The organism is Sphingomonas sp. Leaf33 (assembly GCF_001421785.1).
GTDB lineage: Bacteria > Pseudomonadota > Alphaproteobacteria > Sphingomonadales > Sphingomonadaceae > Sphingomonas.
In genome coordinates this window covers 2,065,616-2,091,448 of sequence record NZ_LMLB01000001.1, presented here as the reverse complement: position 1 = coordinate 2,091,448, position 25,833 = coordinate 2,065,616, and the positions used below count along the sequence as shown (strand labels likewise).

Genomic DNA, 25,833 nt, shown 5'->3' with positions numbered 1-25,833 from the left:
CCCCTCCACCACCGCTTCGCGGCGGTCCCCCTCCCCGTGCCGGGGAGGATTTTAGGTGCTGCTCCCTACCGCCCAATCCACCGACGCCTTCGGACGCCGTCTCGCCTCGCTAGTCCAGGTCGGCGACGTCATCACGCTCTCCGGGGCCCTCGGTGCCGGCAAGACCAGCATCGCCCGCGGGCTGCTCTCGGCGCTCGGCCTGCCCGGCGAAGCGCCGTCGCCGAGCTACGCGATCGTCCAGCCCTATGACCCGCCCGAGGTCCGGCTGCCCGTACTGCACGTCGACCTGTACCGGATCGACGACCCGGCCGACCTGGACGAGCTCGGCCTCGACGACTCGCGCTGGACCTCGTTGCTGCTCGTCGAATGGGCCGAGCACGCCGGACCGGATGCGTGGCCGGACGCCCTGCGCCTGACGCTGTCGGTCGCGGACGGCGGCGGTCGTGTCTTGACAGCGCAGGTGCCGCCGGGCTGGGAGGATCGATGGTCCCGGATATGAACCCGCCCGCGATGGCGGCAGATTTCTTGAAGAAACTTGGATGGGAAGACGCCGAAGTCGTGCCGCTGGCCGGCGATGCGTCGTTCCGCCGATATTTCCGCGCGGTCGGGCATGATCGTTCCGCCATCCTGATGGACGCGCCGCCGCCGCACGAGGATCCGCGCCCCTTCATCACAGTCGCGCAGTGGTTGACCGCGAACGGCTTCGGCGCGCCGCAGATTCTGGGCAGCGACCTGACGCATGGGCTGGTGTTGCTGGAAGACTTCGGCGACGCCCGCTTTCGCGAAACGGCTGATGCCGCGCCGGAAAGTGAGCTGCGGCTCTACGAAGAGGCGGTCGATGTCCTGATCCGTCTGCGCGACTTTCCTGCCGCCGATGTCGATCCCTACGACGCCGAACAGCTCCATCGCGAAGCCACTTTGCTGACAGAATGGTATTGCCCGGCGATCGGTGCCGAGGTCGACGCCGATGGCTATCGCGCCGCTTGGGATGCCGTGTTCGCGCAAGCGATCGCCGCAATCCCGGTCACCGTGCTGCGCGATTATCATGCCGAGAACCTGATGCTGATCGACCGTGGCCTCGGCCTGCTCGATTTCCAGGATGCGCTGGCCGGGCACCCGGCCTATGACCTGGTGTCGCTGTTGCAGGACGCGCGGCGGGACGTGCATCCGGACCTCGAGGCGGCGATGCTCGACCGGTATCTGCGCATCACCGGCGCGGGCGAAGCGTTCGCGACCGCGTACCATATCCTCGGCGCGCAGCGGAACGCGAAGATCGTCGGCATCTTCACCCGCCTGTGGCAGCGCGACGGCAAGCCGCGCTATCCCGGGCTGTGCCCGCGGGTGTGGACGTATCTCAATCGCGACCTGGCGCATCCCGCGGTGGCGCCGGTGAAGGCGTGGTTCGATGCCAATCTGCCGATGGAGCTACGCGGCGACCCGATGGTGATCGCCGGGGCATGACCCGCACCCTGGCGATCCGCCCCGATCCCGGCGCGCAGGTGCCGCAGACCGCGATGGTAATGGCGGCGGGCCTCGGCAAGCGGATGCGCCCGCTGACCGCGACGCGGCCCAAGCCGCTGGTCGAGGTCGCCGGCAAGCCGCTGATCGACCATGTCTTCGACCGGCTGCGCTCGGCCGGCGTGCCGCGCGCGGTCGTCAACGTCCATTACATGGCCGACGCGCTGGAGGCGCATCTGCGCGCGCGGGTGAAGGATATCGAGATCGTCGTGTCCGACGAACGCGCGCAGTTGATGGAAACCGGCGGCGGCCTGATCCAGGCGCGCGACCTGCTGGGCGACGCGCCGTTTCTCTGCATCAACAGCGACAACCTCTGGATCGATGGCCCGACCGATGCACTCCGCGCGCTGGCGGCGGCATGGGACGACGCGCGGATGGACGCGCTACTGCTGATGGTGCCGCTCGCCCGCGCGCACAGCCACCGCGGCAAGGGCGACTTCCACCTCGACCCGTTCGGCCGCATCGTCGGCCGGCGCGAGGAGGGCAGGCTGGCGCCGTTCGTCTATACCGGCATCCAGGTGCTGCACCCGCGCGTGCTGGTCGACGCGCCCGAGGGACCGTTCTCCACGATGCTGTTCTGGGAACGCGCGATCGAAGCGGGCCGCGCCTGGGGGCTGGTGCACCAGGGCCTGTGGTTCGATGTCGGCTCGCCACCGGCTATTCCCGCAGCGGAGGCGATCCTGGCCGATGGCTGATCGGCGCCGACCGGGGCTGTACGCGATTCCCCGGCACCGGGCGTTCGCCGACGCGCTCGCCGCCGGCCTGATCGCGCGATATTCGGACGGCGACATGGGGCTGGCGCGCGGCATCGTCATCGTGCCGACCAACCGCGCGCGCCGGGCGATCAACGACGCGTTCGTCCGCGCGAGCGGCGGCGCGTTGCTGCTGCCGCGGATCGTCGCGGTGGGCGATGTCGATCTGGAGGAAGCGGTCGGCGCGATGTTCGACCTCGATTCCGCCGATCCCGTGCCCGCCGCGGTCGAGCCGCTGCGGCGCCGGCTGATCCTGGCGCGGCTGGTGCAGCAGGCCGATCCCGCGCTCGATGCGGCAGAGGCGGTGCGACTGGCCGGCGACCTCGGCCGCACGCTCGACCAGTTGCTGGTCGAGGAAATCCCGCCGGCACGGCTGCGCGACATCGTGCTGACGGACGGCCTGTCCGAACATTGGGCGCGGGCGTTGTCCAGCTTCACCCTGGTCCTCGATCGCTGGCCCGCCGAACTGGCGAAGCTCGGCCGGATCGAGCTTGCCGAGCGGCGCAGCCGGCTGCTCGATCGCACCGCCGCCGCTTGGGCGGCTCGGCCGCCGGCCGGCTTCGTCTGCGCGGCGGGCGTTACCTCGGTCGCGCCGGCCGTCGCGCGGCTGCTGCGCACCGTGTCCGAACTGCCGCACGGCATGGTCGTGTTGCCCGGCGTCGACCTGGCGATGGACGATGCGGAATGGGATGCGCTGGGGCCGTTCGAGCGCGACCCCGTCACCGGTCGACAGCCGCGCGGCGAGGAGACGCATCCGCAATATCACCTGAAGACGCTGTTGTGGCGGATGGGCGTCGCGCGCGGCGAGATGCGGACGTGGCGCGCGGAATCAGAGGTCGATGCTCCGCCTGCGCGGGGACGGATGATCGCGACGGCGCTGTCGCCGGCCGAATTCACGCACGAATGGTCGGCGCTGAAGCCGGGCCAGCGCAACCTGAGCGGCGTGTCGGCGATCGAGGCGGCGACGCCCGCCGAAGAAGCGCAGGCGATCGCGCTGGCGCTCCGCGAGGTTCTCGAAACGCCGGGGCGCACCGGCGCGCTGGTGACGCCCGACCGCGCACTGGCGGGTCGCGTCGTCGCGCATCTGGCGCGCTGGGGCGTGGCGATCGATGATTCGGCAGGCCGCCCTCTGTCGCAGACCCCGCCGGGTGCGCTGCTGCTGGCGCTGGCGGAAGCCGCGACGGGCGACTTCGCGCCGCTGCCGTTGCTGACGTTGCTGAAGCATCCGCTGGTCAGCGCCGGCGAGGATCGCCCGGTTTGGCTGGAGGGGGTTCGCGCGCTCGATCTTGCGCTGAGGGGCCCGCGCCCGCCGGCCGGGCTGGAGGGGCTGACCCGGCATTTTGCGAATGCCGGCGGACTGGCCGCCGAGCGCTGGCCGGCGATCTGCGAACGGCTGGCGCCGGTCGGGCGGATGCTGGCCGAGGGACCGACGCTGGGCGACGCGCTCGCCTGTCTGCGCGAAGCGGCGACGCGGCTGTGCGGTGACGCGCTCTGGTCGCGGATCGACGGGCGCGCAGCGGCGGAGTTGCTGGCCGAGCTGGAGGAGCGCGCGCCCGACGGACCGGCGACGGTCGCACCGGGCACGCTGCCCGCATTGTTGCGAACGCTGATGGACGAGGTCGCGGTCCGCCCGGCGCGCGGCAGCCATCCGCGCCTCGCCATCTACGGGCTGGTCGAGGCGCAATTGCAGGCCGCCGACGTCATGGTGCTGGCCGGGCTGAACGAGGGCGTGTGGCCCGGCCTGCCGTCGCCCGACCCGTGGCTCGCGCCGCGCATCCGCGCCGAGTTGGGGCTGCCGGGGCTGGAGTGGCGCATCGGGTTGGCCGCGCACGATCTGGCCGGCGGGCTCGGCGCGCCGGAGGTGCTGCTGACCCGCGCGCGTCGTGACGCCCGGTCGCCGACCATCGCGTCGCGTTTCTGGCTGCGGTTGCAGGCGTTGGCGGGTGAGGGCTGGGCACGCGCCGACCATCTGCTCGATTGGGCGCGGGGGGTCGACCACCCGCCGGCGCACCGCCCCGCCGACCGCCCGCAGCCGGTGCCGCCGATCGATCGCCGCCCGAGCCGAATCGCGGTCACCGATGTCGATCGGTTAAAGGCGGACCCCTATGCCTTCTACGCCAAGCAGATCCTGAAGCTGCGGCCGCTCGATCCGGTCGATGCCGATCCCGGCGCGGCGTGGCGCGGGACCGAGGTCCATGCGATCCTGCGCCAGGCGTGGGAGGAGGATGGCCTGGACGCCGCTCGCCTGCGCGCGCGGGCAGAAGGGTGGCTCGCCGACGCTCACCCGATGCTGCGCGCGCTGTGGCAGCCGCGGCTGATGGAGGCGATCGACTGGATCGGCGCGCAGATGACCGCGATGCGGGGCGAGGGCCGCGCGGTGCTGGCGGTGGAGAAGAAGGGCGAGATCCCGATCGCCGGCGTCACGCTCTACGGCATCTTCGACCGCGTCGACCGACTGTCCGGCGGCGGCATCGGCATCGTCGACTACAAGACCGGCAAGCCACCTTCGACTGCGGCGGTGAAGGCGGGCTTCAGCCTGCAACTGGGCCTGCTCGGGCTGATCGCCGAGCGCGGCGGGTTCGAGGGCGTGCGCGGCAATGCCCAAGCGTTCGAATATTGGTCGCTGGGCAAGGGCAAGGACGGCTTCGGCTATGTCGCAACCCCGGTCGATGCGAACGGCAAATACGGGCGGATCGTGACCGGGGAGTTCGTGCCGCTGGCCGAACGCAGTTTTCAGGATGCCGCGGCGAAGTGGCTGACCGGAACCGAAGCCTTCACAGCCAAGCTGGTCCCCGAATTCGCGCCCTATGCCGAATATGACCAGCTGATGCGCCGGGACGAGTGGTATGGCCGGGACTAGGCCGAACTTCCTCCCGCCGCTGAAGGACCAGCAGGGCGCGGCGAGCGATCCGGCGCGCAGCGTCTGGCTGTCGGCGTCGGCGGGCACGGGCAAGACGCAGGTGCTGGCGGCGCGCGTCTATCGCCTGCTGCTGCGCGGCGTCGAGCCCGGCTGCATCCTCTGCCTGACCTTTACCAAGGCGGGCGCCGCCGAGATGGCCGGGCGCGTCAATACGACGCTGGCGCGCTGGGTGCGCGCGAGCGACGAGGCGCTGTCGGCAGACCTGCGCGCGCTGGGCGAGGCGTACGGCCCCGAACAGCGCCGCCGCGCGCGGACCCTGTTCGCCAAGGTGCTCGATGCGCCGGGCGGCGGCCTGCGCATCCAGACGATCCACAGTTTCTGCCAGAGCCTGCTCGCCGGTTTTCCGGTCGAGGCGGGGCTGGTGCCCGGCTTCCGTCCGCTGGACGCGCGCGAGGAAGCGGGGCTTGCGCGGGAGGCGCTGGCGGACCTGCTGGTCGAGGAGGAAGCGGCCGGGCGCCGCACGCTGGTCGATGCGATCGGCGCGCTGAGCCTGCGGTTGGGCGAGGGCGGGGCGGAGGCGTTCCTGCTTGCCTGCGCGCGCGCGCCGGATGCGATGGAGGCACTGCCGAGCGGGATCGCACCGTGGCTCCGCCGGGCACTGGACCTGCCCGCGGAGGATATCGCCGCGCATGTCGCCGAGCGGTGTTCGGATGGGCTGTTCGACTGCGCCGGCTTGCGCACGCTGATCGATGCCAACCGCCAGTGGGGCACGGCGACGGGCAACGACCACGCCGCGATTGGCGAGGCATGGCTGGCCGCATCGCCCGAAACCCGCGTGCACCGACTGGCGGCGGTGTCGGGCATCTTCCTGACCGGCAAGGGCGAACCACGCAAGGCATCCGCGAAGCTCGTCGCGCTGCTGCCGGATTACGCGGAGCGCGCCGCCGAGGTCGCGGCCGAATGCACCGAGTTGCTCGCCCTGATCGCGCGCGCGGGCTATGCTGATCTGCTGGCCGGCGCGTTCGACGCCGGTCGGGCCTACGCCCGCAGCTACCGCGCCGCCAAGCGTCGGCTGGGCGCGGTCGATTTCGACGACCTGATCCGCGCGACGGTGGACCTGCTGGCGCAACCGGGCATGGGTGACTGGGTGCGCTACAAGCTCGACCAGGCGACCGACCATATCCTGATCGACGAGGCGCAGGACACCAATCCGCAGCAATGGGCGATCGTCCGGGCCATCGCCGACGAGTTCTTTGCCGGCGAAGGCGCCCATGCCGACCGCGCGCGCACGCTGTTCACGGTCGGCGATTACAAACAGGCGATCTTCGGCTTCCAGGGCACCAGCCCGCTGTATTTCGAAGCCGCCCACCGGCATTTCACGAGCGCAAGCGTCGCCGAGGATGCGTTCGGCGACGTGGCCCCGCGGCTCGGCACGCTGGCCTTGACCGCCAGCTTCCGCTCGACCCGCCCGGTGCTGGAATTCGTCGATGCCGCGATCGACGCGCTGCCGCCGCCCGCGCTCGGCACGCCGACCGACACCCACGACAGCGAAGTGCCCGGCCCCGGCACCGTCACGCTGTGGCCGCTCGTCACCGCCGGCGCGTCCGAGGGCGACGAGGCGGGCGAGGAAGGCTGGATCGACGACGCCACCCGTGCGCTTGCCGGGCGGATCGCAAAGGCGATCAAGGGCTGGATCGGCACGCTGCGGCTCGACAGCAAGGGGCGCACGCTGCGGCCGGAGGACATCATGGTGCTGGTCAAGCGCCGCGGTGAACTCGCCTCCCTAATCGTCGCACGGCTGTATGCCGAGGGCGTGCCGGTGGCCGGCGTCGACCGGCTGCGGCTGAACGCGCCGCTGGCCGTGCAGGATCTGCTCGCCGCAGTCCGCTTCGTGCTCCAGCCCGACGACGACCTGACGCTCGCCTCGCTGCTGGTGTCGCCGCTGATCGGCTGGAGCCAGGACGAGCTGATGGCCGCGGCGATGCGCGAGGGGCGGCGGAGCCTGTGGCGGCACCTGCGCGATACGCAGGACGAGGCGCGGCTGGCCCCGCTCCGCGGCCTGCTCGCCCGCGCCGATTTCACAACGCCCTATCGCTTCCTTGAGGACATGCTGTCCGGCGCGATGGACGGGCGCCGCAAGCTGATCGAGCGGCTGGGCGAGGAGGCGCGCGACCCGATCGAGGAACTGTTGGGCGCCGCGCTCAATTTCGAAGCGACATCGACGCCGTCGCTGCAACGCTTCCTCGATTGGTTCGATCGTGGCGATGTCGAGATCGTCCGCGACCCGTCCGCGCCCCTCGACGCCGTCCGGGTGATGACCGCGCATGGGGCCAAGGGCCTGCAGGCACCGCTGGTCATCCTGGCCGATGCGACCGCCGATCCCGCGAATGCGCGGCGCGATATCGTGAAGTGGCCGGTCGACGGCGTCGAACTGCCCGTGTTTCGCCCGCGTGCAGCGGAGCGGGTCGGCTCGCCGCTCGATCCCGTCCTTGCTGCCGTCGATGCGCGCGAACTGGAGGAACATTGGCGGCTGTTCTACGTCGCGGCGACGCGGGCGGAGGAGCGGTTGGTCGTCGCCGGCGCGCTCGGCAGCCGACCGCTGTCGCCGAATAGCTGGTATGCGGCCTCCGTCGTGGCGCTCGACGCGCTCGGCGTGCCGGCCGCGGAGGCGGGTGCGGAGCGGGCCTTCATCGGGCTGACGCCGGCGAGTCCCGTCGCGGCGAAGGTCGAGACGGCGGTTCGCGTCGAGCCGGTGGTCCTGCCCGACTGGGCGCGCCGACCCGCCCCGGAGGAAGCCCGACCCCCGCGGCCGCTGGCCCCGTCCGCGATCGGCGAGGACGAGGTGGCCGATCCGCCCCCGACCGCCGCGATGCGCGCCGCGGCCGAGCGCGGGCGTTTGCTCCACGCGCTGTTCGAACGGCTGCCTGCGATCGATCCGGCGCGTCGCCACCCGGCGGCGCTGCGCTGGCTGGAAGTGTCCGGCGGGGTCGCCGACCCAGGCCTGCGCGCGGAGATCGCGGCGGCGGCCTGCGCCATCCTCGACGACCCGGCGCACGCCGAGATGTTCGGACCCGCCGCGCTGGCGGAGGCGCCGATCGCCGCGACCGTCGGCGGTGCGGTGATCGCCGGTACGGTCGACCGGCTGGTGGTGACGGCGGATCGGGTGCGCGTCATCGACTTCAAGACGGGTCGCCGTGTGCCCGCCGCGATCGACGACATCCCGACCTATCACCTGCGCCAGATGGCCGCCTATGTCGCGGCGCTCAGGGTGGTCTTTCCGGGCCGATCGGTAGAGGCGGCGCTGCTCTACACCGCCGGGCCGCGGTTGTTCGACCTGCCGGATGCGCTGCTCGATCCGCACAAGCCGCGCTTGGCCGCGACGGAGCAAAGCTAGCGCCCATGCGCTTGAGCCGCTGACGACCGCATCCTAGATAGCAGCCAACTCAAGGAGACAGGCGCATGGCCACCAAGCAGATCACCGACGCGAGCTTTCACGACGACGTCATCAATGCAGACAAGCCGGTGCTGGTCGATTTCTGGGCGGAATGGTGCGGACCCTGCAAGATGATCGGGCCGTCGCTGGAAGAGATCAGCGACGAACTGGGCGAGCAGGTGACCATCGCCAAGCTGAACATCGACGACAATCCCGATGCCCCCGGCCGATACGGCGTGCGCGGCATCCCGACGATGATCCTGTTTAAGGGCGGGGCCCCCGCCGCGACGAAGGTCGGCGCCGAACCGAAGGGCAGGATCAAGGCATGGCTAGAAGGCGAGTTGGCCTGAAACGTCGTTAACGCAGGATTAGGCCAAGCGCGATAAGGCGGTTCCCGGAGGGATCGTCTTGCGCGCGAAATGGCAGTCTTTGGTTCGGATCGTGGGGCTCGGGTCAGGCGACGACGCCCTGCCCGCGGCCCTTGTCGATGCACAGGTGCGGGCCGCGCGGTCGGGATATCCGGGCACGTTCGCCGCGACGATCGTGGCGACCGCGACCGTCATCTGGACCGCGCCGCGCGCCTTCAGCGTGCTCGCGGCCGCCGCGCTGCTCACCATCGTCTCCCTTCTGTCCCTGGCGCAGTGGTGGAAGGACCATCGCCTGGGCTGGACGTTCGATCGGCCTAGAGCCGCGATCCTGTCCGTTGCCCGGATTTCGTTCATCAGCGCGATCGCCTGGGGCGTCCTATTGGCCATGCTGATGGCCGTGGCCGGTCCGGCCGAGCGGTTGCTCGTCGCCTGCGTGCTGGTCGGCGTGATGTCGGTCGGCGCCTTGGGCGTTGCCGCGGTGCCGCTTGCCAGCCTGGCATTTCTCGCCGGATCGCTGATCGGTGCCACGATCACGATCCTGATCGTGGGTATCCCGCTTTCGGTCTTCGTGGTGCTGGGCGTGTTCGTCCTGTTGCTCGCCCGCTCGATCCTGACGCAGGCAAGCTTGTTCGTCGACAATTACCAGGCGTCCGCGGAATTGACCGCCGCGGCCGCGGCGCAGGCGCAAGCAGAGGCGTTTGCGCGGACCGAGCGTGAGCGCGCGGCGCTTGCCGAGTCGCGTGCCGAGACCCGCGAGCGGGAACGCGTGATCGCCGGCCGCCATGCCGAGATGACCGTGCTGGCCGAACGGTTCGAACACAGTGTCGGTCGCGCGCTCGCGGCACTGGCGTCGACCGCACAGGAAGCGCGCGGCGCGGCCGATACGCTCGTCGACATCGGCGATCGCCAGACGCGCGAGGCCGGGCTGATCGCGGCAGCGACGCGCAGCACCGACGAGGCCGCCGACACGATGCGCTCCACGGCGGAAGCCCTGGCCGAGGCGCATGCTGCGATCGCCCGCCGGGTGACCGACCAGGCATCGCTGACCGGCGTCGCGGCGGCCAATTCGCGCGAGGGCGAACGGGTGATCGGCGAACTCGTCGATTCCGCGCAGGAAATCGGCGCCATCGTCGCCACGATCGCGCAGATCGCGGGGCAGACGAACCTGCTGGCGCTCAATGCGACGATCGAAGCGGCGCGAGCCGGGGAGGCGGGGCGCGGCTTTGCCGTCGTTGCGACCGAAGTGAAGTCGCTTGCGACCCAGACCCAGCGGGCGACCGCGGACATCGCCGGTCAGATCAACGGTATGCAGATGCAGGTCGCCCGGGTCGCGCAGGTGATCGATGCGATCCTCGCCAAGCTCGCGACCATCTCGACGCTGGCGGACGAAATCGCCGAAGTGACGCTCGACCAGGGCCGGGTGACCGGTGCGTTCGTCGGCGACGCCCGGCGCGCGGCGACGATCGCGGCGGATTTGCGCGGCGGCGTGGAACGCTCGATCGAGGCGTCGGAGGAAACCCGAACGCTGACCGGCGGCGTCGCCTCCTCCAGCACGGCCGTCGCCCGGCAGGTGGAGGCGCTGGCGGCGGCCGCGCAGTCGTTCGTCGCCGACCTTCGCGCGGCCTGACGGCGACGGTCAGCTTCGATAATCGGCGTTGATGCTGATGTAGCCGTGCGTCAGGTCGCAGGTCCACACGGTCGCGCGGCCCTCGCCCAGGCTCAGGTCCACGCCGATCTCGATCTCGCGGCCCTTCAGATGCTCGGCGACCGGCGCCTCGTCATAGCCGGTGACGGCCAGACCGCCCTCGGCGACCTGCGTCGCGCCGAAGCGGATCGCGAGCCTGTCGCGCTCGGCCGGCTCGCCTGCCTTGCCGACCGCCATCACGACGCGGCCCCAGTTGGCATCCTGGCCGGCGATCGCTGTTTTCACCAGCGGCGAGTTGGCGATGCTCATGGCGATACGGTGGGCGGACCGGTCGCTTTCGGCTCCCTCGACCGTGATTTCGATCAGCTTCTGCGCGCCTTCGCCGTCGCGGACGACCAGATGGGCGAGCTGCATGCACAGATCCGCGAGCGCCGCGACGAAGGCGTCGGCCCCGTCGCTGTCCTCGCCGTCGATCGGCGAATTGCCGGCTTGGCCGGTCGCGAACGCGAGCACCGTGTCGCTGGTCGACGTGTCGCTGTCGACCGTGATGCAGGAAAAGGTCTTGCTGTTTGCCGCCGACAGCGCGGATTGCAGGAATTCGGGCGTGACCGCGGCATCGGTGAAGACGAAGCCGAGCATCGTCGCCATGTCCGGCGCGATCATCCCCGATCCCTTGACGATGCCGACCAGTTCGACCCGACGCCCGTCGACGATCGCGGAGGTCGTCGCGACCTTCGCGAAGGTGTCGGTGGTCATGATCGTCTCGGCCGCGGCGACCCAGCTGCACGGCTCGGCGACATAGGCGGCGTCGAGCCCGGCCACGGCCTTGTCGATCGGCAACGGCACACCGATCACGCCGGTGGAGGCGACGAACACGTCGGACGGGTCGCACTCGAGGTGTGCAGCGGTCCGTGCCGCGATGGCCTCGACGGCTTCGCGCCCGCGGTTGCCGGTGAAGGCGTTGGAATTGCCCGCGTTGACTATCAGCGCCCGTGCGCGCCCCAGCACCAGCGCGCGGCGGCACCACTCCACTTCGGGCGAGGGGCATTTGCTCTGCGTCGTGACGCCGGCCACCGCCGTGCCGGGGGCGAGCTCGACATAGGTCAGGTCGCAGCGATCCCACGCCTTGTACCGCGCCCGCGCCACGCGGCGGACGACGCCAGCGATTTCGGGCAGGTCGGGCAGGGTCGCGGGGGCGAGGGGGGAGCGGGTGTCGGACATGGTCGGTCACTTAGCTTGACCAAGCTGCTTGGCCAACCTAATTTCGGGATATGGGCATCCATGTGAACATCGGCGAAGCCATCCATGTGAACATTGGCGAAGCAAAGTCGAAGCTTTCTTCGCTGGTTGCGGCAGCCATGCGCGGTGAGACGGTTATCCTGTCGAAGGCGGGCGAACCGCAGGTGCGCTTGGTCCCCGTGGTCGATGCGGTCGCCGATCTCGAGCAGATCGCCGAAAAGCGTCGATCGGCGATGGGCATGTGGCGCGATGCCTTCGTTGGCTTCGACACCAGCATCGCAGCTTTGAAAGCGGATCATGGTGATCCCGATGAGCGGTTCCGGAGGAAATTTGGACCTGCTGATTGATACCCACGCGCTTATCTGGGCGGTCGAGGGAAGTCGCCGGCTCAGCTCGCGGGCGCATGGCGCCATCGTCGATCCCGCGAACCGGCTGCTTGTCAGTGGCGTGACCGCGTGGGAATTCGCCGACCTCAAGGCGCGAGGCCGGCTGCCGGTCCTCGCGCGTTTTGCGGTGGTGGCCGAATTATTATCGCTGACGATCCTGGACGTGCCGGGCGACCTCTGGATGCTCGCCGACAGCTTGCCGAACCTGCACGGCGATCCTACCGACCGCATGTTGATCGCGCATACTTTGCACGCCGATCTGACACTCCTGACGGCCGATGCCACCGTTCAGGGTTATCCAATTCGGACGCTCTGGTGACGAAGGAGTGGACGCGCCCGCGCCACGAACCTATGTCGCGTGCGCAAGGATACGCCGCTTGAACCTGTTCCTCCTCCTGACTGCCATGTTGTCGGCGCTGACCGGTGTCGGTCGGGCGGTCGATGCGCGTGCGCATACGGGGGTCGAGGCGAGCCGAGTCATTGCCGCGGCACAGGTGGTTTCGCCGGCGATCGCGCGGTCGGTAGCGCCGCGGCCCGATGGGTATGTCGCGCCTGCGCCGCTGATCCTCGATCTCACACGTGCCCTCGACGCGCTGCGTCCGGTCGCGCCGGAGCGTCGGCGCGAATAACGCGCGCCGTTGGCGGCACGCCTCGGCAGCCGCCGCGACTTCTCACCTATCGTCAGTTTCAGCGGCCCCGACGCGTGGCCGCGCATCTTATTTCCAAGGATAACTCTATGCTCGGCGGACTTGCCAAGTCGCTTTTCGGGTCGTCGAACGACCGTTACGTCAAATCGCTGAAGTCGATCACCGACAAGATCGCCGCACTCGAACCGCAGATGCAGGCGATGTCGGATGACGACCTGTCGCAGCAGACCGCGCGCTTCCGCGAGCGGCTGGCGGCCGGCGAGAAGCTTGACGCGCTGATTCCCGAAGCGTTCGCGACCGTTCGCGAGGCATCGGTCCGGACGCTCGGGATGCGGCATTTCGACGTGCAGATGGTCGGCGGCATCGTGCTTCACCGCGGCGAGATCGCCGAGATGAAGACGGGCGAGGGCAAGACGCTGGTCGCGACGCTGGCGGTCTATCTGAACGCTCTGCCGGGTGAGGGCGTGCACGTCGTCACGGTCAACGACTATCTTGCGCGTCGCGATGCCGAACAGATGGGCAAGCTGTACGGCTTCCTGGGGCTGACGACCGGCGTCATCGTGCCGAACCTGGCCGATCACGAGCGGCGCGCGGCCTATCATGCCGACATCACCTACGGCACGAACAACGAATTCGGCTTCGATTACCTGCGCGACAACATGAAGTACGATCGCGCGTCGATGGTCCAGCGTCCGTTCGCCTACGCCATCGTCGACGAGGTCGATTCGATCCTTATCGACGAGGCGCGCACGCCGCTGATCATCTCGGGCCCGACCGACGACAAGTCGGAACTCTACATCCAGGTCGATGCGGTCGTGAAGCAGCTCGGCGAGGACGATTACGAGAAGGACGAGAAGCAGAAGTCGATCATCCTGACCGAGGACGGCACCGAGCGTGTCGAGCGGATGCTGGAGACGGCGGGGCTGCTCCAGGGCGCCAACCTCTACGATTTCGAGAACACCCAGGTCGTCCACCACACGAACCAGGCGTTGCGCGCGAACAAGATGTTCAAACGCGACACCGACTACATCGTGAAGGACGGCAAGGTCATCATCATCGATGAATTCACCGGGCGAATGATGGATGGGCGTCGCTGGTCGGACGGCCTGCACCAGGCGGTGGAGGCGAAGGAAAACGTCCAGATCGAGCCCGAGAACCAGACACTCGCGTCGATTACCTTCCAGAATTATTTCCGGATGTACCCGAAGCTGTCGGGCATGACCGGCACCGCGGCGACCGAGGCGCCCGAGTTCTTCGACATCTACAAGATGAACGTCGTGTCGATCCCGACCAACGTGCCCGTGCTGCGCGTCGACGAGGAAGACGAATTCTACAAGGACACGCAGGACAAGTTCCGCGCGATCGCCAAGCGGATCGGCGAACATGCCTCGAAGGGCCAGCCCGTGCTGGTCGGCACCGTGTCGATCGAGAAGTCGGAGCTGCTGAGCGAATTCCTGAACCAGGAAGGCGTCAAGCATGAAGTGCTGAATGCCCGCTTCCACGAGAGCGAAGCGCACATCGTCGCGCAGGCGGGCCGTCTGGGCGCCGTCACCGTGTCGACCAACATGGCCGGCCGCGGCACCGACATCAAGCTGGGCGGCAATGCCGAATTCCGCATCGAGGACGAGCTGCGCGATGTACCCGAGGGGCCGGAGCGCGACGCCGGCATCGCCAGGATCGAGGCGGAGGTCGAGGCGGAGCGGCAGAAGGTGATCGCCGCGGGCGGCCTGTTCGTGCTGGGTACCGAACGCCACGAAAGCCGCCGCATCGACAACCAGCTGCGCGGCCGTTCGGGGCGTCAGGGCGATCCGGGCCTCAGCCGCTTCTACCTGAGCCTCGATGACGATCTGTTGCGTATCTTCGGCCCGGACACGCTGTTCGCCAAGATGATGCGCAACAATATCGGCGACGGCGAGGCGATCGGCAGCAAGTGGCTGACCAAGGCGATCGAGACCGCGCAGAAGAAGGTGGAGGCGCGCAACTACGACATCCGCAAGCAGGTCGTCGAATATGACGACGTGATGAACGACCAGCGCAAGGTCATCTACGAACAGCGCGCGGATATCATGGACGCCGATACGGTCGGCGACGTCGTGATCGACATGCGCGTCGCGACGGTCAACGGCATCGTCGGTGGCGCGATTCCGCCCGATACCTATCCCGAACAGTGGAATATCGAGGGGCTGAAGGCCCAGGCTGCCGAACAGCTGAACGTCAATGTGCCGGTCGAGGAATGGGCGAAGGAAGAGGGCATCGAGCCCGAGACGATCGAGGCGCGCCTGCTGGCCGCGGCCGATGCGGTGGTCGAGGAAAAGGCCAAGGAGCTCGACACCGAGACCTGGACGGGCATCGAGAAATCGATTCTGCTCCAGAACCTGGACCATCACTGGAAGGAGCATCTCGCGATGCTCGACGCGCTGCGGCAGGTCGTCCATCTGCGCGCCTACGCCCAGAAGACGCCGATCAACGAATACAAGCAGGAAGCGTTCGCGATGTTCGAGCGGATGCTCGGCAACATCCGCGAGGATGTGACGCGGACGCTCGCCTATGCGCAGTTCCGCATGGCGCCGCAGATGGACGATTTCGGCGACTTCTCGCAGCTGCCCGACCTGCCCGATTTCATCACCAGCCATATCGACCCGTTTACCGGCGAGGACAATTCGGCGGACTGGGACGCGGGCACGCGCGGGCTGATCGACGCCGGCCTGCCGCCGCTGTCGATCCCGCAGCCGACCGGCGCCGAGGTCGGCGAAGACCCGGAAAGCTGGCAGGGCGTGGTCAACCGCAACGCACCGTGCCCGTGCGGGTCGGGGATGAAGTACAAGCATTGCCACGGCGCGCTGGTCTGAGGTTCGCGGGAGGCGTGAAGCCGCCTCCCCGCCGCTCGGGACAGACAGGATGGTCGGACAGATGATCTGACCAGCCTCCGTTCGCCCTGAGCCTGTCGCAAGGGCCATACGACGATAAGCCGGCGGTGCCCTCGCGGCTCGAAGATTGGTGCTTCGACAAGCTCAGTAAAAACGGGGGGAAGGAGTCCGTACCGGGACAAAAAAAGGCCGCGCCCTACAGGGACGCGGCCTTTTCGTTTCAGCGATGCGCCGGCTCAGCGGCGCTGATCGTCCGGCACGCGGATCGACGGGCCCAGCCGGTCGACGACGTCGCGTGCGTCGAAGGCGCGCACGTTGTTGGCGGGCTTCGGACCACGGCCGACGATGATCTCCGCGACCGCTTCGTAGCGCTCCACGGTCCGGACATCGACGCCGCGATCCCAGAACGGATCGCCCCAGAACGGATCCCAGCTACGCCAGCCGAAGCCGCGGCCGTAATAGCGCCACGACGGGCCCCAGTAACCGAAGCCCGAGAAGCCGCCATACGGACCGAAGCCGCCGAAGCCCGGGGTGGTGTAGGTGCGCGTCTGCTTGTCGGTATCGCGATCGGCCAGGATGAAATGGTCGTTGCCCGACTGCAATGTCAGTTCGGCCGCGCGGAACAACAGGTACCGCTCGACCGTGTCGCGCGAGGTATAGCTGTTGCCGGCGAACGACACGCGGAAGCGGTCGCGCTCGATTTGCTGGTCGTAATAGCCGGTACGATTGAAGCCGTAACCGGTCGCCGGGCGATAGGGAGTCGGCCCGGCGCAGGCCGCGAGCGTCGTCACACCAGCTAGCACCGCCGCCATCATCGCCCGTCGTCGAGAGAAAAACGTCTTGGTACGCATCGGAACCTCCACCGGATGCTTCCCGTACGGAAGACCCGCTTTTGACATCAACGTCCCGCCCTGCCTTTGGCTCCGCGCGGTACGCCTCTGTGCAAAGGCTACGCCAGCTTCTCTGTCTAGCGGCTGAACGTGTGGGATTTGCGGTCAGGCGATCCGTTCGGGGACCTCGGCTGCGTCGTCAAGGATGGCGGCGTGCGGCCCGACGGCTTCCCACGGGAAGACGAACCAGTCCTTGGTCACGGTGCGGTCGATCCGGCGCCAGCTATAGTCGATCCGCTGGCCCGACACGGTATTGTCGACCATCACCGCGAAGCGCACGTTGGCGGCGTCTGCGCCCTCGGTGCCAAGCTGTTCGCGGATCGCAGCGATGGTGCGGCCCGAATCGTTGATGTCCTCGACGAACACCATCCGTTCGCCGTCGCGGGTGCGCTTGGCGAGCGTGGCGATCAGTGCGGCGTTGAATTCCGGAATCGGTGTCGAGAAATCGATCGATACCATCGGCAGCCCGGTGGCGTGGCTGAGGAACACTGCCGGGACCAGCCCGCCGCGTCCGACGCCGACCAGCAACTGCGCCTGCCAGTCGTCGGCGCGCAGCGTGTCCACCAATGCGGCGACCGACTGGAGGAAGTCGTCATGGGTGATCGGCGTCAGCGTCGGCGCGGTCACGCGTGCGCCTCCACATACGCGTCGATCTGCGCGAGGTGACGCGCGACCGCTGCGTCGTCGAGAAACGAACCGAGGAAGCTGTTGCGCGCGAGCGTCGCGATCTGGCGCTTGTCCAGCTTGCGGCCTTGCGCCGCCGCGCGGAAATTCTCGCCGATGTAGCCGCCGAAATAGGCCGGATCGTCAGAATTGACCGTGGCGCGAAGACCCAATTCGAGCATCCGGTCGATCGGATGCGCGTCGATCGAGGCGACGTTGCACAGCTTGACGTTCGACAGGGGGCAGACGGTCAGCGTCATGCCCTGACGCGCCAACCGCGCGGTCAGCGCCGGGTCTTCCAGGCTGCGGTTGCCGTGGTCGAGCCGGTCGATGTGAAGCAGGTCGAGTGCTTGCGCGACATACTCCGGCGGACCTTCCTCGCCGGCGTGGGCGACGAGCTTCAGTCCCTTGGCCCTGGCGGCGGCGAAGACGCGTTCGAACTTGGCGGGCGGGTGGCCGACTTCCGACGAATCGAGCCCGACGCCGGCGATCCGGTCGAGCCACGGTTCGGCGGCGGCCAGCGTCTCGAACGCGGCGTCCTCGCTCAGGTGACGCAGGAAGCACAGGATCAGCTTCGACGTGATGCCGTGGCGTGCCTCCGCATCGGCCATGCCGTCGAACAGCCCGTCGACGACATCGGCCATCGGGATGCCGCGGTCGATGTGGGTCTGCGGATCGAAGAAGATCTCGGCATGGACGACGCCGTCCGCCGCGACCCGGTCGAAATAGGCCACCGCCAGGTCGCGGAAGTCCGCGCGCGTCCGCAGCACGTCGGCGCCGGCGTAATAGATGTCGAGAAAGTCCTGGAGGTTGGAGAAGTCGTACGCCGCGCGCACGTCTTCGACAGACGCGTAAGGGATCGCGACGTCGTTGCGCCTGGCCAGCGCGAACATCAGTTCAGGCTCGAGGCTGCCTTCGATATGCAGGTGAAGTTCGGCCTTCGGCAGGCCGGCGATGAAGTCGTCGATGTCGCTCATGGGCGGGACCATCGCAGCGTGCGTGCGAGGGTGCAACCGGCGATTTGGGGACGAATTCGCGCTGGCTCCCTGAGTTGGATTCGAACCAACGACCAAGTGATTAACAGTCACCTACTCTACCGCTGAGCTATCAGGGAACGAGCGCGAGGGCAGGCTAATAGCAGGCGGAAACGGCTTTGCAAGCCTTGAATGACGGTCTTTCTGGCGACTTCGGCAAAGCCGAAGTCGTCGGTCGTCGCGGCCGCGACGCCGGCCGCGCTTGAGCGCGTCCTGGGACGACGTCGCAGGCCGAGCTACGCGACAAACTGCTCCATCGTTATCCGATCGTCGAGCGCATGTTCGGGATCGAACAGCAGGGTCAGATCGCGGTTGTGATCGATTTCGATCGAGACGCTGGCGACGTCGCGGACTTCGCGCTGGTCGGCGACCGCGCTGACCGGACGCTTGTCAGCCTCCAGCACGGTGATACCGATCCGCGCCTTTTCGGGGAGGATCGCGCCGCGCCAGCGCCGCGGGCGAAACGCGCTGATCGGGGTCAGCGCGATCAGCGCGGAGCCCAGCGGCAGGATCGGCCCGTTGGCCGACAGATTATAGGCGGTCGATCCCGCGGGCGTCGCGGCGAGGATGCCGTCGCAGACCAGCTCAGGCAGGACGATGCGGTCGTTGACCGTCACTTCCAGCTTAGCGGTCTGGCGGGTTTCGCGCAGCAGCGAGACTTCGTTGATCGCGGGCAGCACCTTCGTCCGCCCGTCGATCGTCGTCGCGGTCATCGTCAGCGGCGACACCTTGAACGGCTTGGCCCGCGCGAGGCGGCGGTCGAGGCCATCCAGGCGCCATTCGTTCATGAGGAAGCCGACGGTGCCGAGGTTCATGCCGAACACCGGCACGCTGCGCCGCCCCTCCAGCATCATGTGCAGCGTCTGGAGCATGAAGCCGTCGCCACCCAGCGCGATGACCTGATCCGCCTGCTCCACGGGCACGAAGTCGTAGGCGTCCGCCAGATCGGCGGCAGCGGCCTGTGCGGGGGCGGTCGGCGACGCGACCAGCGCGCGCCGGACGGGGTCGCTCATCCGCCGGTCACGCTCATGTGGCGCGTGACGGCGGGCGCGGCGGCGTCGATGCGGAAGTCGTGGCGTTCGGGCTTCAGCGCGAGGGCTTCGTCGATCGCGGCGTCGAGCGCGACCACTCCGCCGCCGCGCAATGCCGCCTTCAGGTCGACCTGATCCTCATGCCCCAGGCACATGTACAGCTTGCCCTCGGTCGTCAGCCGCACGCGGTTGCAGCCTTCGCAGAAATTGGCGGTGAGCGGCGAGATGAGGCCCAGCCGCGTGCCCCAGGGCGTCCGCCAGTAGCGTGCCGGGCCGCCGGTGCGGTGATCGTCACGGGCCAGCGGGTAGCGCGCGCCGAGGGTATCGAACACGCGGGTCAGCGGCACGAAGCGGTCGGTGCGATCCTCGTCGATCACGCCCAGCGGCATTGTCTCGATCAGGCTCAGGTCGAAACCCTGTTCGCCGCACCATTCGAGCATCGACGGGATTTCCGCCTCGTTCAGCCCGGCGAGCGCGACCATGTTGATCTTGACCGCGATCCCCGCCGCCTTCGCCGCCGCGATGCCGCCAAGTACCTGGTCCACGTCGCCGTGACGTGTGACGAAGCGGAACGTGTCGCGGTCGCGGCTGTCGAGGCTGACGTTGATGCGCCGGATGCCCGCATCGAACAACTGCGGCGCGAGACCGGCAAGCCGCGTCGCATTTGTCGTCATCGTCAGTTCGTCGAGGCCGTTGCCGACGTGGCGGCCGAGCCGGTCGACCAGTTCGACAACGTCACGCCGCACCAGCGGCTCGCCGCCCGACAGCCGGATCTTGGTCACGCCGCGCGCGATGAAGCGTTCGGAAATGATCGCGATCTCCTCCAGCGCCAGCAGCGCGCGGCGCGGGAGGAAGGTCATCTGCTCGGCCATGCAATAGCGGCAGCGCAGGTCGCAGCGATCGGTGACCGACACGCGCAGATAGGTGATGGCACGACCGAAACGGTCGATCAGGGGGGCGGGGGTGGCCATCGTGAGGGGAAGCTAGGCCTTTGCGGGAGGAGCAACAAGGGGGCGGGGGCAGGACGCCACGCGAGAAACCGCCGACGGCGGGTGTCTTTCTTCATCAATTTCGCAGAAGGATACGAGCGACGTGCCCGATAGTTTCGCCAAGCCGCTTTTCATCCTGTCGTTTCGCCAGCGCGACGAGCTGGCGGCGATGGCGGCGCGTGGCGGGTGGCGGGCGATCGCCGCGCGGCGGGACGAAGGGCTTGCCGGACGCATCGCCGCCAGCGGCGCGCAGGTGATCGTCGTCGATGCGCGCGGCGCGGCCGACGACGGCCTCGCCGCGATCCAGGCGATCGGCGATGCGGCAGAACGCGCAGGGCAAGCGGTGCTGGTCATGGTGTCGCGCAACGATGTTGGCGTGCTCGATGCCGCGCGTGACGCGGGCGCGACACATTTTCTGGTCAGCCCGGTGACGGAAACCGAATTCGGCCACGCCGTCCGTTTCGCCGAACGCCATGCGGTGCGGGTGTCGGGCGGGATGCCGGTGCGCGAGGCGCGCTGGGTCGCGCCGCTTGGCTGGCGCTACGATCCTGCCCGCCGATCGTTGCAGGTCACCGCCGAACTGGCGCGCCTGGCCGGCATTGCGGAGGACGGAACGCTGCGGACCGCGTGGCTTCGGCAGCCGGCGGAGGTGCGCAGCCGGTTGCGCGAGGCCGTGCGGCGGCTGGGTTCGAACGAGACGACGGCCTTTGCGCACGACCTGCCGGGGCTGGGCCGGGTCGTCGCGCATCTCCAGCGCGATCCCCACACCGGTCGGTTGCACGGCCTGATCGAACCGATCGGTCCGCCGCCCGATGCCGGCGCGGTGACGCGCGACCTGTTCGGACGGCGTTCGCGATCGGTGGCGGCACTGGCGCGCGAGTTGCCCGCGGCGCTCACCGCCGGCGACATCGACGTCGTGTTCCAGCCGCAGGTCGATTGCACCAGCGGACGGATCACCGGAGTCGAGGCGCTCGCCCGCTGGCACCACCCGCGGCTGGGCGAAGTCGGCGCGGAAACGCTGCTGGCGGCGGCAGCACGGGGCGGGCGGTCGGGCGAAGTCTCGGCCTATCTCCAGGCGCGCGCGCTCGCGGTCGCGGCGGCATGGCCCGCGGCACTGGCCGAGCTTCGCATCGCGGTGAACGTCGCGGCAGAGGACATCGCCGCGGACGGCTTTGTCGCGCGCGTGCTGGAGCGGATCGATGCGAGCGGCCTGTCGCGCGACCGGGTGACGGTCGAGGTCACCGAAAGCGGGCTGATCGAACGGCTGGATGTGGCAGCCGCGCTGCTGGCGGACCTGCGCACCGCCGGATGCCGGATCGCGATCGACGATTTCGGCACCGGCTATTCCAGCCTCGCCTATCTCAACGCGCTGCCGGTCGACTACCTGAAGCTCGACAAGTCGCTGACCGCGGGCATCGCCGGCAACGCGCGCGACCGGGTGGTGGTGCGCGGCGTCATCGACATGGCGGCGTCGCTGGGGCTCGACGTGATCGCCGAAGGGGTCGAGACGACCGAGCAGCGCGACCTGCTCGCCGCTGCGGGATGCCGGCTGTACCAAGGGTATCTCTGCGCACCCGGCATCGACAGTCGGGCGCTCGCGACACTGGTCGAGGCGGTCTAACCGCCCGCCGCCTTCGCCAGCCCCCGCGACAGCTGCAACGCGCCTTGCAGCCGCGCCTTCGGGTCGGCCCAGACGCGGTTGATAACCAGCTTGTGGTCGGGGCGCAGCTTGGCGACTTCGCCCAGCTTGCCGACATAGGCGAGCAGACCGTCGATGTTCGGGAAATTGTTCTCGTGGAACGCGACCAGCGCGCCCTTCGGCCCGACATCGAGCTTCGCCACGCACGCGCGCTTGGCGTTCAGCTTGATCTCCATGAGCCGCAGCAAATTCTCGGTCTCGTCGGGCAGTTTGCCGAAGCGGTCGATCATCTCGGCGGCGAACGCCTCGAGTCCCGCAGAGACGTCGATTTCGTTCAGGCGGCGGTAGAGGCCCATGCGCAGGTCGAGATCGGGGACATAGGTTTCCGGGATCAGGATTGGTGCGTCGATCGTGATCTGTGGCGAGAAATCGGTCGGGCGATTGAGCTTGCCGCCGGCCTTTGCCTCCAGGATCGCTTCCTCCAGCATCGACTGGTAGAGTTCGAAGCCGACTTCCTTGATATGGCCCGACTGTTCGTCGCCGAGCAGGTTGCCAGCACCACGCTGGTCGAGATCGTGGCTGGCGAGCTGGAAACCGGCGCCCAAGGATTCGAGGTCGCTCAGCACCTTCAGCCGCTTCTCCGCCGCTTCGGTCATCAGCCGCTCGGGTGGCGACACCATATAGGCGTAGGCGCGCGTCTTCGACCGGCCGACGCGGCCGCGCAGCTGGTAGAGTTGGGCGAGACCGAAGCGGTCGGCGCGGTTGACGATCATCGTGTTGGCACTCGGGATATCAATGCCGCTTTCAATGATGCTGGTCGAGATGAGCACTTCGAATTTCTTGTCGTAGAACGCCGACATCCGCTCCTCGACCTCGCTCGGCGCCATCTGGCCGTGGGCGATGACGTAACGGACCTCCGGCACATGCTCGCGAAAGAAGTCCTCGATATCGGGCAGGTCGGCGATGCGCGGCGTGACGAAGAAGCTTTGCCCGCCGCGATAATGTTCGCGCAGCAGCGCCTCGCGCAGCACGACCGGGTCCCACGGCATGACATAGGTGCGCACCGCCAGGCGGTCGACCGGCGGGGTCTGGATGACGGAGAGTTCGCGCAGGCCCGACATCGCCATCTGGAGCGTGCGCGGGATCGGCGTGGCGGTCAGCGTCAGGACGTGGACGTCGCTCTTCAGCGCCTTCAGCCGTTCCTTGTGCGTGACGCCGAACCGCTGTTCCTCATCGACGATGACGAGGCCCAGGCGCTTGAAGTCGATGCCCTTGGCCAGGATCGCGTGGGTGCCGACCACGACGTCGAGCGTGCCGTCGGCGATGCCCTCCTTAGTCGCCTTCGCCTCGGCGGTGGGGACCAGGCGCGACAGGCGGCCGACCCGAATCGGGAAGCCATCGAAGCGCGCGGCGAAGTTGTTGTAGTGCTGGCGGGCGAGCAAGGTCGTCGGACAGACGATCGCGACCTGCATCCCCGCCATCGCCGCGACGAACGCGGCGCGCAGCGCGACTTCGGTCTTACCGAAGCCGACGTCGCCGACGACCAGCCGGTCCATCGGCGACCCCTTGCCAAGGTCGCCCAGCACGTCGTTGATCGCACGGTCCTGGTCGTCGGTTTCCTCGTACGGGAAGCGGTCGACGAAGGTCGCGAAGCCCGATCCGTCGGGTTCGGCGACGTCGGCCGGGCGCAATGCGCGTTCGGCCGCGGTGGCGATCAGTTCACCCGCGATCTCGCGGATGCGCTCCTTCATGCGGCTCTTGCGCCGCTGCCAGGCCTCGCCGCCCAGCCTGTCGAGCGTCGCGCCCTCTTCGCCCGAGCCGTAGCGGCTGAGGACTTCGAGGTTCTCGACCGGCACGTACAGCTTGTCGCCGCCGGCATAGGTCAGTGCGACGCAGTCGTGCGGGCTCTTGCCGACCGGGATCGACGTCAGCCCCTCGTAGCGTCCGATGCCGTGATCGACGTGGACGACCAGGTCGCCCGGCGACAGCGTGGCGAGTTCGGCGAGGAAGGCGTCGGCGGACTTGCGGCGCTTGGCGCGACGGACCAGGCGGTCGCCGAGCATGTCCTGCTCGGTCAGCAGCGTCACGTCCGGCGCGGTGAAGCCGTGGTCGAGCGGCAGGACGATCAGCGCGGTCGCGCTGTCGACCACGCCCAGCGCCTCCTGCCAGGTGTCGACCAGCCGCGCGCCGGACAGGCCGTGATCCTCCAGCAGCCCCTTCAAGCGCTCGCGCGAGCCGGTCGAATAGCTGGCGAGGATGCGCTTAGCGCTGACCTTCTTCAGGTGCGCGACGACGGCTTCATAGACGTTGGCGCCGGCCGAGCGTTCGGGGGCGAAGTCGCGCGGGCCGTCGATGTTGAATTCGAGGACGGACGCGCTTTCGGGCTCGTGGAACGGCGTCGTGACGTGCGCCGGCGCATCGTGGAGCGCCTGCGCCCATTCGTCCGGCAGCAGGTACAGCGACCTGGTCGGGAGCGGGCGATAGCTGCCGGGCTCCGCGCCCGAGGCCTTCAGGCGGTTGGCGTGATAGTCGGCAATCGCCTCGAACCGTCCCTCCGCCGCACCCGCGACGCCGCCGTCGCGGACGACGACCATGTCGCCGGGCAGGTGGTCGAACAGCGTTTCCAGCCGTTCCTCGAACAGCGGCAGCCAATGCTCCATGCCCGCCAGCCGCCGGCCTTCGCTCACCGCCTGGTACAGCGGGTCGCCGGTCGCGGTGGCACCGAACGTCTCGCGGTAACGGGTGCGGAAGCGCTTGACGCTGTCCTCGTCAAGCAACGCTTCGGAGGCGGGGAGCAGGGTAAAGCCCGGGACGCTGCCGGTCGTGCGCTGGTCGTGCGGATCGAAAGTGCGGACGGTTTCGATCTCGTCGCCGAAGAAGTCGAGGCGCAGCGCCGATTCGGAGCCGGAGGGGAACAGATCGACAAGCGAGCCGCGCACCGCGAACTCGCCGGCATCGGCAACCGATTCGGTGCGGACATAGCCGTTGGCCTGGAGCAGCGTGGAAAGCTTGTCGCGGCTGATCCGCTCGCCCGGTGCCAGCGTCGCGACCAGCTGGCGGATGCGGAACGGCGTCAGCGTGCGCTGGGTCGCGGCATTGGCGGTGGTGACCAGCAGGCGCGGGCGTGCGGCCTTGGCTTGCAGCGCGTGGAGCGTCGCGAGGCGTTCGGACATGACGCGCAGTGTCGGAGACGCGCGGTCGTAGGGCAGGCAGTCCCAGGCCGGAAAGGCGAGGATTTCGAGCTCGGGGGCGAAGAAGGTCGCGGTGGACTGGACCGCGCGCATGGCCGCTTCGTCGGGCGCGATGAAGCACGCGCCGCCTGCGCCCGCGCGCGACAGGTCGGCGAGCAGGGCCGGGAGGAAGCCCGTCGCGACGCCGGCAAGCGTCAGCGGGCGGGGGGCGGAGAGGATCTTGGAGAGGTCGGGCATGTATCTCACTTTAATCCCTCTCCCCGTTGGGGAGAGGGTCTGGGAGAGGGGGAGGTGTCTCACCGAGACCGAGGCCCGCGGCACGGCCCCTCGCCCAACCCTCTCCCCGAGGGGGAGAGGGCTATTGCTGGATCGGCACGTAGGTCAGCGTCTTCAGGTCATCCATCATCTGGCCCTGCCAACGCGCCGGGACGGCGGCGGCGCCCATGGCCCAGGCCATGATGTCGACGTCCTGTTCCTCCAGAAACGCTTCGAACCAGTCGATCTCCGCGTCGGACCAGCGTGTCGCATAGGCATCGAAGAAGCCGCCGACCATCAGGTCCGCTTCCTTGGTCCCGCGGTGCCAGCTGCGGAAACCCAGGCGTTTCAGTCGGATTTCGCGCTCCACCGGCCAAGCTCCATGCAAAATAGGCCGGCGGCGCTTCAATGCGCGGTCGGCTTGGG

At 68.7% G+C, this 25,833-nt stretch carries 20 protein-coding genes and 1 tRNA gene; 12 read left to right on the top strand and 9 right to left on the bottom strand.

The features are described from left to right. Nucleotides 1-55 precede the first annotated feature (55 nt). From tsaE to ASE86_RS10160, 7 genes are all read left to right on the top strand, one after another. Nucleotides 56-499 carry a tRNA (adenosine(37)-N6)-threonylcarbamoyltransferase complex ATPase subunit type 1 TsaE gene (tsaE, locus tag ASE86_RS10190; RefSeq protein WP_056425503.1) on the top strand — a complete coding sequence of 148 codons (444 nt, stop codon included), beginning with the start codon at nt 56-58 and terminating at the stop codon, nt 497-499. After that, on the top strand, nt 496-1,461 hold the full coding sequence (locus tag ASE86_RS10185; RefSeq protein ID WP_056425500.1) for an aminoglycoside phosphotransferase family protein: 966 nt from the start codon (nt 496-498) through the stop codon (nt 1,459-1,461). Before tsaE ends, ASE86_RS10185 begins: the two co-directional genes overlap by 4 nt. Further along, nucleotides 1,458-2,213 (top strand): nucleotidyltransferase family protein, encoded by a 756-nt coding sequence (locus ASE86_RS10180; RefSeq protein ID WP_056425498.1) that lies wholly within the window; start codon nt 1,458-1,460, stop codon nt 2,211-2,213. Before ASE86_RS10185 ends, ASE86_RS10180 begins: the two co-directional genes overlap by 4 nt. Next, nucleotides 2,206-5,130 (top strand): PD-(D/E)XK nuclease family protein, encoded by a 2,925-nt coding sequence (locus tag ASE86_RS10175; protein ID WP_056425495.1) that lies wholly within the window; start codon nt 2,206-2,208, stop codon nt 5,128-5,130. Before ASE86_RS10180 ends, ASE86_RS10175 begins: the two co-directional genes overlap by 8 nt. Continuing rightward, nucleotides 5,117-8,524: a double-strand break repair helicase AddA gene (gene addA / locus ASE86_RS10170; RefSeq protein ID WP_056425492.1), complete on the top strand. Its 3,408-nt coding sequence runs from the start codon at nt 5,117-5,119 to the stop codon at nt 8,522-8,524. Before ASE86_RS10175 ends, addA begins: the two co-directional genes overlap by 14 nt. Before the next feature lie 65 nt (nt 8,525-8,589). Then, on the top strand, nt 8,590-8,913 hold the full coding sequence (gene trxA, locus ASE86_RS10165; protein WP_056425489.1) for a thioredoxin: 324 nt from the start codon (nt 8,590-8,592) through the stop codon (nt 8,911-8,913). 79 nt (nt 8,914-8,992) lie between these two features. Further along, nucleotides 8,993-10,558: a methyl-accepting chemotaxis protein gene (locus ASE86_RS10160; protein ID WP_156347094.1), complete on the top strand. Its 1,566-nt coding sequence runs from the start codon at nt 8,993-8,995 to the stop codon at nt 10,556-10,558. Nucleotides 10,559-10,567: 9 nt separating this feature from the next. On the opposite strand, the gene argJ is transcribed toward ASE86_RS10160, so the two are convergent. Then, on the bottom strand, nt 10,568-11,797 hold the full coding sequence (gene argJ, locus ASE86_RS10155; RefSeq protein ID WP_056425484.1) for a bifunctional glutamate N-acetyltransferase/amino-acid acetyltransferase ArgJ: 1,230 nt from the start codon (nt 11,795-11,797) through the stop codon (nt 10,568-10,570). A 50-nt stretch (nt 11,798-11,847) separates the two neighbouring features. Between argJ and ASE86_RS10150 the strand changes: the two genes are divergently transcribed. The 4 genes from ASE86_RS10150 (at nt 11,848) to secA (ending at nt 15,697) form a co-directional block, all read left to right on the top strand. Continuing rightward, a complete protein-coding gene (locus tag ASE86_RS10150) occupies nt 11,848-12,162 on the top strand; it encodes a type II toxin-antitoxin system Phd/YefM family antitoxin (RefSeq protein ID WP_056425481.1) in 315 nt (104 codons plus the stop codon). Next, on the top strand, nt 12,146-12,520 hold the full coding sequence (locus tag ASE86_RS10145) for a type II toxin-antitoxin system VapC family toxin (protein WP_056425478.1): 375 nt from the start codon (nt 12,146-12,148) through the stop codon (nt 12,518-12,520). The genes ASE86_RS10150 and ASE86_RS10145 overlap by 17 nt, the downstream gene beginning before the upstream one ends. Nucleotides 12,521-12,578: 58 nt before the next feature. Then, nucleotides 12,579-12,830, top strand: a complete 252-nt coding sequence (locus ASE86_RS10140; protein WP_056425475.1) for a hypothetical protein — start codon at nt 12,579-12,581, stop codon at nt 12,828-12,830. Nucleotides 12,831-12,937: 107 nt separating this feature from the next. After that, a complete protein-coding gene (secA, locus tag ASE86_RS10135; RefSeq protein ID WP_056425473.1) occupies nt 12,938-15,697 on the top strand; it encodes a preprotein translocase subunit SecA in 2,760 nt (919 codons plus the stop codon). A gap of 254 nt (nt 15,698-15,951) precedes the next feature. Here the strand turns inward: secA and ASE86_RS10130 are convergent, their stop codons facing one another. The 6 genes from ASE86_RS10130 to moaA form a co-directional block, all read right to left on the bottom strand. Then, nucleotides 15,952-16,566: a CC0125/CC1285 family lipoprotein gene (locus ASE86_RS10130; protein ID WP_056425469.1), complete on the bottom strand. Its 615-nt coding sequence runs from the start codon at nt 16,564-16,566 to the stop codon at nt 15,952-15,954. Nucleotides 16,567-16,710: 144 nt separating this feature from the next. Beyond that, nucleotides 16,711-17,232: a phosphoribosyltransferase gene (locus ASE86_RS10125; protein ID WP_056425467.1), complete on the bottom strand. Its 522-nt coding sequence runs from the start codon at nt 17,230-17,232 to the stop codon at nt 16,711-16,713. Beyond that, nucleotides 17,229-18,245, bottom strand: a complete 1,017-nt coding sequence (locus ASE86_RS10120) for an adenosine deaminase (RefSeq protein ID WP_056426992.1) — start codon at nt 18,243-18,245, stop codon at nt 17,229-17,231. The genes ASE86_RS10125 and ASE86_RS10120 overlap by 4 nt, the downstream gene beginning before the upstream one ends. 62 nt (nt 18,246-18,307) lie before the next feature. Continuing rightward, nucleotides 18,308-18,382, bottom strand: a tRNA-Asn gene (locus tag ASE86_RS10115). A gap of 156 nt (nt 18,383-18,538) precedes the next feature. Next, nucleotides 18,539-19,315 (bottom strand): NAD kinase, encoded by a 777-nt coding sequence (locus ASE86_RS10110; protein WP_056425464.1) that lies wholly within the window; start codon nt 19,313-19,315, stop codon nt 18,539-18,541. Further along, entirely contained in the window at nt 19,312-20,304 is a 993-nt protein-coding gene (moaA, locus tag ASE86_RS10105) for a GTP 3',8-cyclase MoaA (RefSeq protein WP_056425461.1), read from the bottom strand. Before moaA ends, ASE86_RS10110 begins: the two co-directional genes overlap by 4 nt. Before the next feature lie 121 nt (nt 20,305-20,425). Here moaA and ASE86_RS10100 point away from each other — a divergent pair, with 121 nt between their 5' ends. Further along, entirely contained in the window at nt 20,426-21,943 is a 1,518-nt protein-coding gene (locus ASE86_RS10100; protein WP_056425458.1) for an EAL domain-containing protein, read from the top strand. Here ASE86_RS10100 and mfd read toward each other — a convergent pair. Together mfd and ASE86_RS10090 are read right to left on the bottom strand one after the other, a co-directional pair. After that, complete coding sequence (mfd, locus tag ASE86_RS10095) at nt 21,940-25,389, bottom strand: transcription-repair coupling factor (protein WP_056425455.1); 3,450 nt, start codon at nt 25,387-25,389, stop codon at nt 21,940-21,942. The two genes, ASE86_RS10100 and mfd, sit on opposite strands and share 4 nt — an antisense overlap. Before the next feature lie 121 nt (nt 25,390-25,510). Further along, a complete protein-coding gene (locus ASE86_RS10090) occupies nt 25,511-25,777 on the bottom strand; it encodes a succinate dehydrogenase assembly factor 2 (RefSeq protein WP_056425452.1) in 267 nt (88 codons plus the stop codon). Between the last annotated feature and the right edge of the window lie 56 nt (nt 25,778-25,833).